The sequence below is a fragment of the Methylobacterium sp. WCS2018Hpa-22 genome (genome assembly GCF_031843785.1).
In the GTDB taxonomy this organism is placed as follows: domain Bacteria; phylum Pseudomonadota; class Alphaproteobacteria; order Rhizobiales; family Beijerinckiaceae; genus Methylobacterium.
In genome coordinates this window covers 140,587-154,851 of record NZ_JAVTJA010000011.1, presented here as the reverse complement: position 1 = coordinate 154,851, position 14,265 = coordinate 140,587, and the positions used below count along the sequence as shown (strand labels likewise).

Sequence of the window (14,265 nt, the reverse complement as noted above, 5' to 3'; positions counted from 1 at the left end):
CCCTGCTTCAAGCACCGTTATGCGAAGAGCGCCTTAATGAGAAGTCAATGTGACCGTGAAATAGCGCACTTGACTTGCATTCAAATTGCCGCACCATATTTTAAGGCAATTTTCTACAACAATCTAAAAATCTACCGGTATAGATGCACTAGACGTGACTTTGCCTATACGACACATTTATTATAAACCGATGTTAGTATGCAGAGGATGGGGCCAAAATTGATCGATGACCGGATCGCACACGGCTCCGATGAATCAAGACATGAATACCGCAATTCCATAGATCAGCGCGAATTCGAGCCGAGATGAATTCTTACTCAGCAGATAGAGAAAGTCTTCGCAAGAAACCTAGCAGCCCGCCTCGAATTTTTTTACAGCCCGATCCGAAAACCGGTCGCGCAAGGGAGATTCCTACGGTCGAGGCCCGATTAAAAATAAACTGAAATCATTCATTCCGCCGTAGATCATCCATGCCTGAGCAAAGACGCAGTCGCGACAACAGACGCTTCGCTGCCATTCGGCTCCCTCCTGTGAGGGAAATGACCGAAATCTGCGTCGTCCTCGCGATGGGATATGTTCTCGAACGTCACGCCCTGGCATCGGCCACCAGCGCGGCCAGGCCCTCGCGGTAAGTCGGATAGGCGAGATCGACGCCGAGCTCCTCGCGGATCAGGCGGTTCCGCACGCGCTTGTTCTCGCCGTAGAAGCTGCGCGCCATCGGGCTCAGATCCGCCGTCTCGAAATCGATCTCGGGCGGCAGCGGCAGGTTGGCGAGGCCGGCGGCGTATTCGGTCACCACTTGCGGCGGCGTCGGCTCGTCGTCGGTGACGTTGTAGACCGCCTGCGCCCTCGGCCTGTCGATGGAGGCGAGCAGGGTCGTGGCGATGTCGTCCACATGGATGCGGTTGAACACCTGACCCGGCTTGATGATGCGCTGCGACTTGCCCTCGCGCAGCTTCACGATGGGGTTGCGGCCCGGCCCGTAGATGCCGGACAGCCGAAACACCTGCACGGCCTTACCGGTCTCCTGCCCGAAGGCGAGCCAGGCCTTCTCCACGGCGATGCGGCCATGCGAACGCCCGCTCGTGGGGTTGGGCGGCGTCGTCTCGTCGATCCACGCACCCTGCTGGTCGCCGTAGATCCCGATGGTGGAGAGATAACCGATCCAGCCGATCCGGCTGCCGGCGATGGCGTCCCGGTAGTGGGCCAGCACCGTGTCGCCGTCGCGGGACGGCGGTGCCGAAACCAGCAGCACGTCCGTATCGGCGAGGTCGCCCGCGATCCGCGCGTCGTCCGTCTCGGGGCCGAAGCCGCGCAGGGCGACGCCGTCGAGGCCAGCGCCCGGCCGGGCCGGGTCGGTGACGGTGGCGCGGATCTCGCCGAACCGCCCCGCCGCGCGTTCGACGAAGCGGCGCGCCGTGAAGCCCAGACCGAAGACGAAGAGGTTCATGCCGACGTGTTTCCCGCGTGATCGAGTGCCGCGCGCCATTCGGCGCCGACCTCGGCATCGGTTTCGCCGATGGCGTGGCTGTTGAAAAGGCTGCGCATCGCCGCCGCGTCGGTGAGGCGGCTCGACGCCCAGACCGCCATGCCGCGCACCAGGGGCGACGGGTCGGAGAGACAGCGTTCGGCCTCCCGAGCGAGCGCCGGATCGCCGGAATTGCCGATCGCGATGAGGACGTTGCGCAGGAAGCGGTCGCGCCCCGTGCGCTTCACCGGGGTTCCGGCGAACCGCGCCCGGAAGGCCGCATCGTCGAGACGCGCCAGTTCGGCGAGGGGAGGCGCGGCGAGGTCGGCCCGCGCGCCGAGGCGCGCCTCCGAGGCGGCGGCGGCGAACTTGTTCCAGGGGCAGACGGCGAGGCAATCGTCGCAACCGAAGACCCGGTTACCGATGGCCTCGCGGAATTCGGGCGCGATCGGCCCTTCGTGCTCGATGGTGAGGTAGGAGATGCAGCGCCGCGCATCGAGCTGGTACGGGGCGGGAAACGCGGCGGTCGGGCAGATGTCGAGGCAGCGCCGGCAGGAGCCGCAATGGTCGGACTCGGCTGAATCCGGCACGAGATCGGCGGAGGTATAGATCGCCCCGAGCAGGAGCCAGTTGCCGTGCTCACGCGAGATCAGGACCGTGTGCTTGCCCTGCCAGCCGAGGCCCGACGCGGCGGCGAGCGGCTTCTCCATCACCGGCGCGGTATCGACGAAAACCTTCACCCGCACGTCGCCCTTGGCGGAGAGGTAGCCGCCGAGCTCCTTCAGCTTGCCCTTCACCACATCGTGATAATCGCGGCGCTGGGCATAGGCCGCGATGGCGCCGCGATCCTTGAGGGCCAGCAGCGAAAGCGGATCGGCCTCGGGGCCGTAGTTCATGCCGAGCATCACGATGCTGCGAACGCCCGGCCAGAGAATCGCCGGATCGGCGCGCTGGTCCGCGCGCTCCACCATCCACTCCATCTCGCCGTGATGCCCGGCGGCGAGCCAGGCCGGCAGCCGCTCGCGCAGGGCCGGCACCGCATCGGGGGTGGTCACCCGCACCGCGTCGAAGCCGAGATGCCGGGCGCGGGCCTCGAGCGCCTGCCTCAGGGCAACGCCGGAGAGAATTTTGCGCTGCTCACGGCGGCCGGCCGCCTGCTTGCCCTCTGCCCGGAACTGGCCCGAAGGGGCGTTCAGAAATCCAGGTCCGCGTAATGATCCGCCGGGGCCATGCCCGGCACCCGGTCCGCCAGCAGCGTCCGGAAGGAGGGGCGCGATTTCAGCCGCGCGTACCAGTCCCTCGCCGTTTCGTCCTCGTCCCATGGCACGTCGCCGAGATAATCCACGCAGGAGAGGTGGGCCGCGGCCGCGAGATCCGCATAGGTCAGATGGTCGCCGGCGATCCATTTCCGGCGGGACATCAGGTAGCCGATATACTTCATATGGTAGCGCACATTGGTGCGCGCCGCACGAATGGCATGCATGTCCGGCGGACCGCCGCCATTGGCGCTGGTCATGAAGCGCTTCGAGATCTTCTCGGTGACGAGATAGCCGGTCACCTCGGCATCGAACTTCACCAGGAACCAGTCGAGCAGGCGGCGGACCTCCACGCGATCGGCGGTGGCCTCCGGCAGCAGCCGGCGCCCGGACAGGCCGAGGCCGCGGGTCTCGTCCAGATACTCGGCGATGATGCCGGCCCCCGGCACGGCGAGCCCGGTCTCCTCCACCAGGACCGGCGTCGTCCCGGCCGGATTGATGAGGAGGAACGCCTCGCGCCGGTCCCAGACCCGCTCTTCCACGAGTGCGGGCTCCATGCCCATCTCGCTGAGCACGAGACGGATGAAGCGCGAATGCGGACAGAAGGGGGAGTGGTGAAGCGTCGCCATAGAGGCCGTTTCGAAGGGGATGGAACCGCGGGACGCGCCGTATCGAGACCGCCGGTGGGTGAGGGTCGCCAGTCGAGACTTATTGCCCGATCATTGCCGCCTCATTAACACGCTGGACATGTTCCGGTAACCGCTCGTCAACTCTGATCGCCGACACCGTCCGGCGACCCCGCGCTCCCACCCCACAACAACCGAGGCGAGACATGATGGATGCCATGAGCATCGTGAAGGCGGTCGTGCTCGCCGTCGTCGAAGGCGCCACCGAGTTCATTCCGGTCTCCTCCACCGGCCACCAGCTCTTGGTCGGCCATTTCATCGGCTTCCAATCGCCCAACAACACGTTCGAGGTGCTGATCCAGCTCGGCGCGATCCTGGCGATCCTGGCCGTCTATTTCCGCCGCCTCCTCGGAATCGCCGTGGCGTTTCCGAGCGATCCGAACGCGAGGCGCTTCGTCCTCGGCATCCTGCTGGCCTTTCTGCCGGCGGCGATCATCGGCGGCCTGTTCTCGAAAGCCATCAAGTTCTACCTGTTCAATCCCTGGATCGTCTGCGCCACCCTGGTGGCCGGCGGCCTCGTCCTTCTCGTCCTCGACGAGACCGACCTCGAGGTGAAGAAGCGCGACGTCTTCGACTTCACCCTGCCGATGGATTTCAAGATCGGCCTGTTCCAGTGCATCGCGATGATCCCCGGCGTGTCGCGCTCAGGCGCCACCATCGTCGGCGCGATGCTGATGGGAGCGGACAAGCGCTCGGCCACCGAGTTCTCGTTCTACCTCGCGATCCCGACCATGGCCGGCGCCTTCGCCAAGGACCTCCTCGACAATTACAAGAACCTCTCGCAGGACGATGCCGGGCTCATCGTCATCGGCTTCGTCGTGGCCTTCCTCTCGGCCTTCGTCGTGGTCCGCACCGTGCTCGACTACGTCTCCTCCCACGGCTTCCGGCTGTTCGCGTGGTGGCGCATCATCGTCGGCTCGCTCGGCTTCGCGGGGTTGATCCTGTTCGGCTGACGAACCCGCCTCGCGGCTCCGGACCCGCGCTCGTGCCGGGACCCCGGGGCCCAGGCGCGGGCAGCAGGCTCGGGATGCAGCAGGTTGGGGACTTGGCTCCGACCTTCGTTTTTCTTTGAGTCCGCGCTGATTTCTTTGATGAGTCGGGCGTGTTGCCCGGCAAGCCTCGCCGTGCGAGGGCTGTCGCCGACAGCGTCCGGCCACGCGCGGCCGGCGGAAGCGTGCGCCAAGGCCCTGACGATGGACAATCGCCCCCTCGCCGACCTGTTCCCCACGCCCACCCGTGAGCGGTGGCTCGGCCTGGTCGAGGGCGTGCTCAAGGGCGGCGATTTCGAAAAGCGCCTGGTCTCGAAGACGGCGGACGGCATCCGGATCGAACCGCTCTACGAGCCCGCCGCGCCGGTGGCGCAGCCCATGCGCGCGCCCGGCCCCTGGCGCATCGCCCAGCGGGTGGACCACCCGGACGCGCAGGCCGCCCACGATCTCGCCATGGCCGATCTCGAAGGCGGCGCCGATGCGCTGAACCTCGTCTTCGCGGGCTCGGTCTCGGCGCGCGGCTTCGGCCTCGATGCCGGAGACGTGGCAACCCTCGACACCGCCCTGTCGGGCGTGATGCTCTCCCTCATCGCGACGCGGCTCGATGCCGGCGGGCGCGGGCTGGAGGCCGCCCGCCTGGTCAAGGCTTTGGCCGCGCACCGCAACGAGGATCTCGGCAGCCTCGACCTCGATCTCGGCCTCGACCCGATCGGGACGCTCGCCGCCACCGGCCGCCTCGACGCGACGCTCCCTGAGATCGGCGAGGCTGTCTCGGCGCTCCTGTCGGAGTTCGACGGAGCCGGCTTCACCGGCCGCGCGATGCTCGCCGACGGGCGCCCCTATCACGAAGCCGGGGCCAGCGAGGCGGCGGAACTCGCCGCCACCCTCGCCACGGCCGTCGCCCATCTGCGCATGCTGGAGGCCGGCGGGCACGACCTCGCCCGTGCCCGCGATGCCGTCGCCATCCTCCTCGTGGCCGATGCCGACGAGTTCCTGACCATCGCCAAGTTCCGCGCCATGCGCCGCCTCTGGGCGCGGGTGGAGGCCGCCTGCGGGCTCGACCCGAAGCCGCTGCGCCTGCATGCCGAAACCGCGTGGCGGATGATGAACCGGAACGACCCGTTCGTGAACATCCTGCGCACCGGCATGGCCGCTTGTTCGGCCGGGCTCGGCGGCGCTGATTCCGTCACCGTCATCCCCTACACCGCCTCGCTGGGCCTCGCCGACGCCTTCGCCCGGCGCGTCGCCCGCAACAGCCAGATCGTCCTGATCGAGGAATCCAACCTCGCCCGCGTGGCCGATCCGGCGGCTGGGGCCGGCGGGTTCGAGGCGCTCACCGAGGAACTCACCACCACGGCCTGGGCCGCCTTCCAGGCGATCGAGCGGGAGGGCGGCATCGTCGCCAGCCTGCAGGCCGGCGCGATCCAGGCCCGGATCGGCGAGACCCGCGCCACCCGCGCGAAGAACGTCGCCACGCGCCGCGAGCCGCTCACCGGGGCGAGCGAGTTCCCCTTCCTCGCCGAGAAGCCGGTCACGGTCCTCGACCTGCCGCCCTCCGATGTCGTGGCGCCCGCCTTCGCTCTCGACGGGGCCGGGACGACCACCTGCGAGGCCCTGCCCTCCTTCCGCCTCGCCGAGCCCTACGAGGCCCTGCGCGACGCCTCCGACACCCATCTCGCCGAGACGGGGCGGCGCCCTCGGGTGTTCCTGGCCAATCTCGGGACGGTCGCCGTCTTCAACGCCCGCTCGACCTTCGCCGCCAACGCCTTCGCGGCCGGCGGCATCGAGGCGGTGAACGAAGAGGGTTTTTCGGAGAGCGACGCACTGGCCAGGGCTTTCGCCGCATCCGGCGCGCGCATCGCCTGCCTCTGCTCGTCGGACGCCCTCTACGCCACTCACGCCATCGCGGCGGCCGAGGCTCTGAAGAAAGCGGGCGCAACGACCGTGTACCTCGCGGGCAAGCCCGGCGATCTCGCGGAGGGGCTCAAAGCGGCGGGGGTCGATGCCTATCTGCACGCGGGAGGTGATCTCCTCACGCTGCTTCAGGCCGCCTTGGGCGAAGCCACAGGAGCGTGAACCGCAACCGATACGCGATCAGGGACGTTCCCAGCCCCGATCACGTCCTTGCAGAACAGGCTACGATGCGACGCTTCCTTCTTGCCGCCGGCTCCCTCGCCCTCCTCACGACGTCCCTCGGGACCACCGAGGCGGCCACGCGGAAAGTCTCGGTGCCCAACCGCTACGACGGCGCCTGGAGCATCGAGGTCATCACCCAGGACGGCCCCTGCGATCGCGCCTATCGCTACGGCGTCCGGATCGCCAAGGGCGAGGCGAGCTATCCCGGCGGCGATTTCGACATCCGGGGGCGCGTCTCCGGCAACGGCTCCGTGCGGGCGACGATCATGCGCGGTTCCGACGGTGCCACCGTGGTCGGCCAGCTGGATCGCGGCGGCTACGGCAGCGGCACATGGACGAGCAACGGCGCGATCCGCTGCTCCGGCCGCTGGAACGCCGAGAAGCGGGGCTGATCCGGCCCCTGTGATCGGCCGGGCACAGTCGGCTCACGAAATCTCGCATCGCAGGTTTCGGGGCGCACCGTGCCCTGTTCCTGTCCAAGTCTTCGATGAATACTTGGGGCGAATCGATTTCGATCGACCTCGAGGTATGTGCGCGATGAAAGCTCGGCTGCTTGGCGCTCTCTTGACCCTTGTCGCGACGGCGGGTGCCGCGAACGCGGCGCCCCGCACACCCGGACACGCCCATGCGGCCATGGCGCCGCTGGAGCGCGCCGCCACGGATTGCTTCGCCGAGACGGTGATGGCCAACCCGGCCGCCATGCGCCACGCCCGGGCGGGCCGCTGGTACGAGGCGGCGGGAATCATCGGCTTCCTCTGCCGCCCCGAGGTGGATGCGATGATCCGCACCCATGACCGGCTCTTCGGCAACGGCACCGGCCAGCGCTATTTCAAGGCCGCCTATACCCGCCATCTCGGCGGCGAGCTCGCCATCCGCCTCCAGCCGATGCTGGAACGCACGGCGGTGGCGACCGCCGAACCGCCCGCCGACAGGACCGCCCCGGAAACCGGCGACAAGGCCCAGTAGCGGCCTCGAACCGAGCCTCGCCGGGTCCGGTTCACTCAGGCCTGTCCGTGCGGCAGCGGTCGTCCGCCGGGCCTCGGTATCAGGCGTCGACGGTCTCCTCCTCGTCGCGGGCGGGAACGGCCTCGTCGTCCGGCAGGGCGAGGCGCGGATCAGGCCCGAGGAGCGTCTCCACCAAAGCGTCGATGCGGGCCGACACGCCCTCCTCCCGCAAGGCGTCCCGCACCAGGGCCCTCGCCTTTTGGAACGAGGCCCCCATGGGCAGCGCGACGGCGGCCGCCACCTCCTCCGCCACCGCGCCTTCCGCCGCCAGCCCGGCATGGACCGCCTCGCGCGGGTCGAAGCGGGGGATCGGAAGCGTGAACATCAGTTTGTCGAAGTCCCGCGCGCCCTGCTCACCCCGGCTCTGCAGATGGGCGATGCGGATGCGAGCCGCCTCGCTGTTGAGGATGGCGATAAGGAAGCGGGCTTCGTCCTCGGAAGGAATGTCCGCCCAGTAGAGTTTGTGGTCGATGATTCCCCGGCGATCCCTGACGATACAGGCCGCGGGCCATAATCCGGCCTTGGCGAAGACCACGCGAATGGGCGGCAGCGGAAATTGCGAGGACAATCCGCGTTGGAAATTCCATCGCTGCTTGAGGGTGATGCGTCCGGCGCTGTGTTGCGCCCAGCTTGCCTCGGCTTGTCGCATCCAGGCGCCGAGACGGTTCACACCACGATCGCTCGCCTGTTTTGCGTCGAGAACATTCCCATCGGACGCCACGGGCACGATGCCCTCGAATGCGTTCAGAACGCGGAACGACGCGATGGATTCGCCCAGATAGACCGGCCGGACGTAACCGCTTTCGACAGCCCCCTGTTGAGCGGGCAGGTCTCGCCAAGGAGCTTTCTCCTGTAGGGACCGCCTGCTTCTCAAGAGCGGCGCTGCGGCGTTGCCGCCGAGACGGCCGGACTGAACGCGATCCACCAGACACAGCATGCGCGGAACCAGGGTCGCCCCTTGATGGAAGAGCGGGCGATAGGGCGACCCGGCCTCGAAACTCGCCGCCACCGGCGCATCGGCCTGATCCTGCCGCAGGCAGCGATCCGCCACCTCCTCGGGCACGTCCTTGAAGGGGAGGCGCCCGGCGAAAGCCGTGACCCGCATGGGCGTCGGTCGGGCCTCCCCCGCCGTGACGTCGGCGAACAGGACGCAGGTGGGAACCCTGAACAGGGGCGAGACGGCCTGATTGTCGAGAACCCAGGCGTCCGAGAACGCGACACGGACCTCGGTCCAGTCCCCGGTTCGGAAGGCGCGGAACTGGCCCCGGCTCATGGCGGCGAGCGGCAGCACCATGGCGACCCGCCCGCCCGGCCGGTCGCCCTCCGGCGGCCGGACATAGAGTTCCGCCGCCCGTGCGAAGAACAGGCCCGACAGATCGGTCTGCGTCACCAGCCGCGCCTCGTCGGGGCCGACCCAGATGCCGAGCCGTCGCGCGGTATCCCGGAAGAGGGCCTGCAGGGCGGGCGCCATGTAGCGGTAGGACAGCCAGGGCGGGTTGCCGATGACGACATCGACCCTGGCGCCGTCCGAGAGCGCGACCGGGCGGCTGAGGTTGCGGGCGAAGAAGCCCCAGACATGGTCGCGCCCGGCCCGGCGCAGGCGGTCGTAGATCGTGAAGGTGGTGACGAGCGTCGCGTGCTGCTCCGCCGCGACGCCGAGCCCCGCGAGCCCGCGCGCGAAGGCGTCCGCCGTGCGGCCGGCCTCGCTGGCATCGTGCATGGCGGTGACGACGCGGTCGAACAGGGGTGGATCGGCACAGAGGCCGAGGGGAAAACGCAGGGTCGGCGCGCCTTTGCGGCCCTCGCGGGGGTCGCGCGGCACCTCGACCACGAGGTCGCTCTCGAACGCGTCCCGCTTCACGTTCCATTGCAGCGCATCGCCGAGATAGACCGGCAGGGAGATGTCGCCGCCTCGCCCCGGCAGGGCGTCGCCGAGCGCCAACAAGTATGTGACGCGGGCGAAGATGACGGCCACCGGATGGACGTCCAGCCCCGTGACCGAGGCGCAGCAGCGCGACGCGATCTCGGTGAGCGGCACGCCCGCCGCGATCAGGGCCTCGCGCTTGAGGCGCACGGCGTGGAACAGGAAGCTGCCCGAGCCGCAGGCGGGATCGAGGCAGGTCTGCTCGGCCGGCCGGTCGAGGGCACGCCGCACCACCTTCCGGGCGAGCCAGTCGGGGGTGTAATATTCACCGAGATCGTGGCGCTGCGCCGGATCGATGAGGGATTCGTAGAGCACCTTCAGAAGATCGACATCGACGCTGCCGAGGTCGAACCGGGCGGCATGCGCGGCTAGGCTGGCGACGATGGCCTCCCCGCCCGGCGCCTGGATCACCCAGCCGAAGAAATCCGTCTCGACCGCGCCGTGGACCCCCGCCTCGTGGAAGGCGCGCCCCGACAGCAGATCCTCGGGCGAGCGCCCGGTGGCGCCCATGGTTCCGGCGGCGATCGCCTTGGCGAGGATGACCAGATAGGTGTGCTGGAGCCAGAGCGTGTCGTCGTCGATGGCCTTGCCGTAGACGAAGCCGAGATGGCGCGACCAGAGCTGCCGCTTCAGGACCGCCTCCGGGTCCGCCGCCAGCGCCTCCCAGGCCTTGGCGAGGAGGCCGAGGGTCCGCGCGAAGGCGGCGCTCTGGCGGCCGAGCTCGTTGGTGATCCCGGCCGCGTCCGCCGGCAGCCAGTCGAGGACGGCGATGACGCCTTCGAGCCAGGCGGTGAGGCCACGGGCATCCGCCAGCCTCACCTCGTGCTCGGTGAGCCGCACCAGGACGCCGTCCCGCATCTCGTAGGCGACGAAGCTGGCGCCGTCGGTGGCGAGCCCCACGTAACGCTGGCCGGTGGCCCCCTCGCGTTCGGGCAGGTAGCGGGTGAGCTGGGCCTCGGCCTCCTTGCCCTCCCGGCGCAGGTCGGACTTGATCTCGATGATCGTCCGGCCGAGCAGGGCATCGAGACGGCCCCTAACCTCAGGTATCTTTCTCTCGAAGAAGATCTGCTCGCTCTTGGCGCCCAGCGCCTCGGTCAGCAGGCGGTAGAGCAGAGCCCTGACCTTCTCATGTCCCGGACGGATCGAGAGTTCCGCGACGATCGCGCTCAGGGAATCACCGTCGATCGACATCCACGCCTCCTCAGGAGAGAAGAGCGGGTTAGTATACCTCAGGTTGTCAATCAAGGGTCGAGCGCACGATGCCTGTGGGGAGGCCGACCTTGCCGAGGGGCGAAGAGCGAAGGGCGAAGCGCGGAGAGGCGATCGAGGATTGCGAGGTGAGCCTGGAGGAAACCCGTCGCGGGTACGTTCCAAATTCCGCCCGGACCGGAACCGCCATGAACTCGCGACACCGTGGACGGTCGCGCCGGATCTTTGATGAGAATTTGCGCAGGATTGACACCAAATTACCCAGTCGCGCGGGATGAACCGAAGGCTTGATCAAGGAAAGGGACGCTAAGTTCCGGCTGCAAAGAGGCTGCCGACCGGGCCCGGCTTCCGGTCGCCCGGACCGACAGGCTCGCAAGGCTCGCATGAGGGTTTCATGGTCAGGTCGATCGTCGACGGATGGCTCGGCAGGGCCGGGCGGCGGCGGGAAGAGACCCCGCCTGCGGCCGGGATGCTGTCGCACGACCTCGGCGCGGTGCTCGCCTTCCTGAACGCGATTTCGCGTGCCTGCACCAACGCGCCGACGCCGGAGGCCGCTATCGTCGATTGCCTCGCCATCGTCGGCCGCTTCACCGAATGGCCGATCGCCCATGCCTACCGACGCATGGATCAGGACGGCGGGGACGCGGGCAGTATGGTGTCGATGAGGGCGTGGTACCTCGCCCCGTCCGACGAGCCGGGGCGGACGGACGCCTTCGTCGCAAGTTCGGAGCGGGCGGTCTTCGCCCCCGGCCAAGGGCTGGTGGGGCGCGTCTGCGCGGAGGGACGCGCGATCTCCTGCGAGGACGTGACGGTTGTGCCCGGCTTCGTCCGGGCGACGGCGGCGCGGGAAAACGGCGTACGCGGCTGCTTCATGTTCCCGGTCCGCATCGGTGACCGGGTGGAGATCGTGCTGGAATTCTTCTCCCGCGAGAAGGCGGAGTTGAACGAAGCCCTGCTCGAACTGATGGCCTACGTGGCCGACCGCCTCGCCATCACGGTCACCGACCATGCCCAGCGCGAGCGCGTCCGCTCGCTCATGGCGGCCCTCGACGGGATCGCCTCCGGGCTCGCGGACACGACCATGCAGGTGGAGGCGGGCGCCCGCACGGTCCTCGCCGTGGCCGAGACCGTGGACGAAAGCCGGGCCCAGGCGGACCGGGCGAACCTCGCCGCCTCCCGCGACATCGACGGCGTGTCGGATGCCGCTCAGGGCCTCGTCGCGCTCTCGCGCGAGGCGAGCGCCCATGCCGGGCAGGTCGAGATCATCGTCGACCGGACGGGCGGCATCCTGGATCAGGCGGTGGACGTCTTCTCCGAACTCCAGGAGCGGATCGCCGGTATCGGGCAGATCAGCGACCTCATCGGCACCATCGCTGCCCAGACCAACCTCCTGGCCCTCAACGCCACGATCGAGGCGGCCCGCGCGGGCACCGCCGGACGTGGCTTCTCGGTGGTGGCTGCGGAGGTGAAGGACCTCTCGAACCGGGTCAGCACCGCCACAGCCGAGATCTCGCAGCAGATCGGTCGCCTCAGGGAGGTCGCCGCCCAATCGACCGCCTCCCTCGCCTCGGTGCGGAACGAGGTGACATCCGTCCGCGTCAGCGCTGCCGACATTTCCCGCGTCAGCGCCTCCCACCAAGAGGCTGCGGGCGGCATCGCCGAAGGCGTGTCGCGGGTGCGCGGTACGATCCTCGAAGCGACCCGCCACCTCGACGCCCTGCGCGCCACGACCGAGGAGGCGCTGGCCTCGTCACAGGCCCTCGGGGCGACCTCGGGCCACCTGCGCGACCAGGGTCGCGACCTCGGCGAAGCGACGCGGCAGCTGGCCGTCTCGGCCCGTTGAAGGCCTGTGCCGACACGCAGTCCTACGGGCTCCGCACCGGTGTGATACCGGACCTCGCTGAGTCTGCCTCATCGAGGTCCGCCCGTGCGACGGCGCGGCGGCGGTCATCCGCCGGACCTCACCGACCCCGACCTTGGGTCAGGGTCGGTGAGAACCGGAATGAGCCGTCAGGCGCCCGCCAGACGAAAGCTCGCCTGCCGCCGGTCCGCCTCCCCGCGACGGCGCTCGACGCAGCGGGTCTGATTGCGGCCGTTGGCCTTGGCCTCGTAGAGGGCCGCATCTGCGAGACTGTACAGGTCCGATGGCGCCAGGGGATCGGTCGCGGGCGCGCCCATGGTCGCGACGCCGATGCTCACGGTCACCGATCCGGCTTCGATCCCGGCCGCCTCCACCGACAGAAGCGCCACCCTGGCATGGACCCGTTCGGCGATGCGCAGGGCTTCGTCCTTGTCGCCGTCCTGCAGCAGGATCACGAATTCCTCGCCGCCCACCCGGCAGACGATGTCGGCGGGCCGGTGGATGCTCTCCAGCAGGCACCGGGCGAGGCCGCGCAGCACGTCGTCACCCACCGCATGCCCGTAGCGGTCGTTGAAACGCTTGAAGTGGTCGGCATCGATGGCCAGAAGCGCGAAGGGACGGGTCGCGAGGGCGGCGTCGCTGCGCAGGGCGGCCAGGGCCTCCTCGAACCGGCGGCGATTGGGCAGGCCGGTCAACGCATCGGTGCGCGACTGGCGGGCGAGTTCGATCTGCATCGCGGTGCGCCGCTCCAACTCCCGGCCGAACAGGAGCGAGAGGCCGATGGTCAGGCCGCACAGCACCACCACGATGGCGCTGATGACGATCGCCTTCGCGCGCCATTCGGCCTCGATCTCGTTCACCGCCAGGGCGACGTTGAGGATCAGCGGCAAGGTCGCGACCTGCGTGAAGGCATAGTTCCGCTCGACCCCGTCGCGGGCGGATGGGGCGACGAAGCTGCCGCTGCCCTCCCGCACGAATCGTTGCAGATTGGACGAGCCGGCGATGCTCAGCCCGATTTGGGAGTCGATATACGGGTAGCGCATGATGCGCGTGCCATCGCGCAGGTACAGGTTGATCGCGCCCTCGCTGCCGAGGCCGAGGCGATCGAACAGCCGCGTGAAATACGACAGCTTGAGCGTGCCCAGCACCACCCCGCCGAAGGACCCGTCCGGCTTGTCGACACGGCGGCTCAGCACCATCACACGAGCGCCGGTCAGGCGCGACAGCAGCGGCCGGCTGATGAGGAGGCCGAGGCCGGCCCGGGCTTTGTGGGCCTGGAAATAGTCGCGGTCGAAATTGTTGACGGGGCGCGCCGGGATGGCCTGGCCGTCGAGGATACTGTCGCCCTTCTCGTCGAGGACGAGGATCACGCCGATATCCTGCGCGGTGGTGGCCCGGTCGAACAGGATCAGCTGACGCAGGTCGGGCGAGAGATTGGCCAGAGCGGGCAGTTTCAGGTTCTCGATGACGCCCTGCAGCGAGAGATCGATGATCTCGATGTTGCGGGCGATGTCGCGTTCGATGACCTGCAGCAGGTTCTGGGAGGTCTGCTCGGCCTTCTCCCAGGCATCCTGCCGGAGGTCGAGCAACATGATGGCCGACACGACGAGCATGCCCACAGGCGCCAGGATTCCGAAGGCGATCCACGTATGCGCCGACTGGAACCTGCGAGCGAGTCGTCGCACCAGGATCATCTCACCCCCTCCCAAGCCCCCCTCGGGGTCTTGGTTC

The 14,265-nt window shown here is 68.5% G+C and carries 10 protein-coding genes; 5 read left to right on the top strand and 5 right to left on the bottom strand.

All coding sequences use genetic code 11. From position 1 onward, the window contains the following. Positions 1–586 precede the first annotated feature (586 nt). Genes RQI43_RS16105 through RQI43_RS16095 form a run of 3 tightly spaced genes read right to left on the bottom strand, consistent with a single transcriptional unit; the run spans position 587 to position 3,353 of the window. Complete coding sequence (locus RQI43_RS16105; protein ID WP_311275792.1) at positions 587–1,450, bottom strand: SDR family oxidoreductase; 864 nt, start codon at positions 1,448–1,450, stop codon at positions 587–589. Next, positions 1,447–2,664: a tRNA epoxyqueuosine(34) reductase QueG gene (gene queG, locus RQI43_RS16100; RefSeq protein WP_405030642.1), complete on the bottom strand. Its 1,218-nt coding sequence runs from the start codon at positions 2,662–2,664 to the stop codon at positions 1,447–1,449. The genes RQI43_RS16105 and queG overlap by 4 nt, the downstream gene beginning before the upstream one ends. Then, positions 2,661–3,353: a glutathione S-transferase family protein gene (locus RQI43_RS16095; protein ID WP_018041671.1), complete on the bottom strand. Its 693-nt coding sequence runs from the start codon at positions 3,351–3,353 to the stop codon at positions 2,661–2,663. Before RQI43_RS16095 ends, queG begins: the two co-directional genes overlap by 4 nt. Before the next feature lie 206 nt (positions 3,354–3,559). Here RQI43_RS16095 and RQI43_RS16090 point away from each other — a divergent pair, with 206 nt between their 5' ends. From RQI43_RS16090 to RQI43_RS16075, 4 genes are all read left to right on the top strand, one after another. Beyond that, positions 3,560–4,363 carry an undecaprenyl-diphosphate phosphatase gene (locus RQI43_RS16090; RefSeq protein ID WP_056423249.1) on the top strand — a complete coding sequence of 268 codons (804 nt, stop codon included), beginning with the start codon at positions 3,560–3,562 and terminating at the stop codon, positions 4,361–4,363. Between the two features lie 240 nt (positions 4,364–4,603). Continuing rightward, the gene (locus RQI43_RS16085; RefSeq protein WP_311275791.1) at positions 4,604–6,475 is read left to right on the top strand and encodes a methylmalonyl-CoA mutase family protein; all 1,872 of its coding nucleotides are present in this window, start codon (positions 4,604–4,606) and stop codon (positions 6,473–6,475) included. 65 nt (positions 6,476–6,540) lie between these two features. After that, positions 6,541–6,927: a hypothetical protein gene (locus tag RQI43_RS16080; RefSeq protein ID WP_056422356.1), complete on the top strand. Its 387-nt coding sequence runs from the start codon at positions 6,541–6,543 to the stop codon at positions 6,925–6,927. A gap of 145 nt (positions 6,928–7,072) precedes the next feature. Then, complete coding sequence (locus tag RQI43_RS16075; protein WP_311275790.1) at positions 7,073–7,501, top strand: hypothetical protein; 429 nt, start codon at positions 7,073–7,075, stop codon at positions 7,499–7,501. A gap of 79 nt (positions 7,502–7,580) precedes the next feature. Here the strand turns inward: RQI43_RS16075 and RQI43_RS16070 are convergent, their stop codons facing one another. After that, complete coding sequence (locus tag RQI43_RS16070) at positions 7,581–10,655, bottom strand: N-6 DNA methylase (protein WP_311275789.1); 3,075 nt, start codon at positions 10,653–10,655, stop codon at positions 7,581–7,583. A 412-nt stretch (positions 10,656–11,067) separates the two neighbouring features. Between RQI43_RS16070 and RQI43_RS16065 the strand changes: the two genes are divergently transcribed. Beyond that, positions 11,068–12,516: a methyl-accepting chemotaxis protein gene (locus tag RQI43_RS16065; RefSeq protein WP_311275788.1), complete on the top strand. Its 1,449-nt coding sequence runs from the start codon at positions 11,068–11,070 to the stop codon at positions 12,514–12,516. A 167-nt stretch (positions 12,517–12,683) separates the two neighbouring features. Here RQI43_RS16065 and RQI43_RS16060 read toward each other — a convergent pair whose 3' ends face one another. Next, positions 12,684–14,228, bottom strand: a complete 1,545-nt coding sequence (locus tag RQI43_RS16060; protein ID WP_056422365.1) for a diguanylate cyclase — start codon at positions 14,226–14,228, stop codon at positions 12,684–12,686. Between the last annotated feature and the right edge of the window lie 37 nt (positions 14,229–14,265).

What these genes read in the sequence shown, in the direction of transcription:
- RQI43_RS16105 (WP_311275792.1), bottom strand. Translation starts at nt 1,450, where the DNA reads ATGAACCTCTTCGTCTTCGGTCTGGGCTTCACGGCGCGCCGCTTCGTC.
- RQI43_RS16095 (WP_018041671.1), bottom strand. Translation starts at nt 3,353, where the DNA reads ATGGCGACGCTTCACCACTCCCCCTTCTGTCCGCATTCGCGCTTCATC.
- RQI43_RS16090 (WP_056423249.1), top strand. Translation starts at nt 3,560, where the DNA reads ATGGATGCCATGAGCATCGTGAAGGCGGTCGTGCTCGCCGTCGTCGAA.
- RQI43_RS16085 (WP_311275791.1), top strand. Translation starts at nt 4,604, where the DNA reads ATGGACAATCGCCCCCTCGCCGACCTGTTCCCCACGCCCACCCGTGAG.
- RQI43_RS16080 (WP_056422356.1), top strand. Translation starts at nt 6,541, where the DNA reads ATGCGACGCTTCCTTCTTGCCGCCGGCTCCCTCGCCCTCCTCACGACG.
- RQI43_RS16075 (WP_311275790.1), top strand. Translation starts at nt 7,073, where the DNA reads ATGAAAGCTCGGCTGCTTGGCGCTCTCTTGACCCTTGTCGCGACGGCG.
- RQI43_RS16070 (WP_311275789.1), bottom strand. Translation starts at nt 10,655, where the DNA reads ATGTCGATCGACGGTGATTCCCTGAGCGCGATCGTCGCGGAACTCTCG.
- RQI43_RS16065 (WP_311275788.1), top strand. Translation starts at nt 11,068, where the DNA reads ATGGTCAGGTCGATCGTCGACGGATGGCTCGGCAGGGCCGGGCGGCGG.
- RQI43_RS16060 (WP_056422365.1), bottom strand. Translation starts at nt 14,228, where the DNA reads ATGATCCTGGTGCGACGACTCGCTCGCAGGTTCCAGTCGGCGCATACG.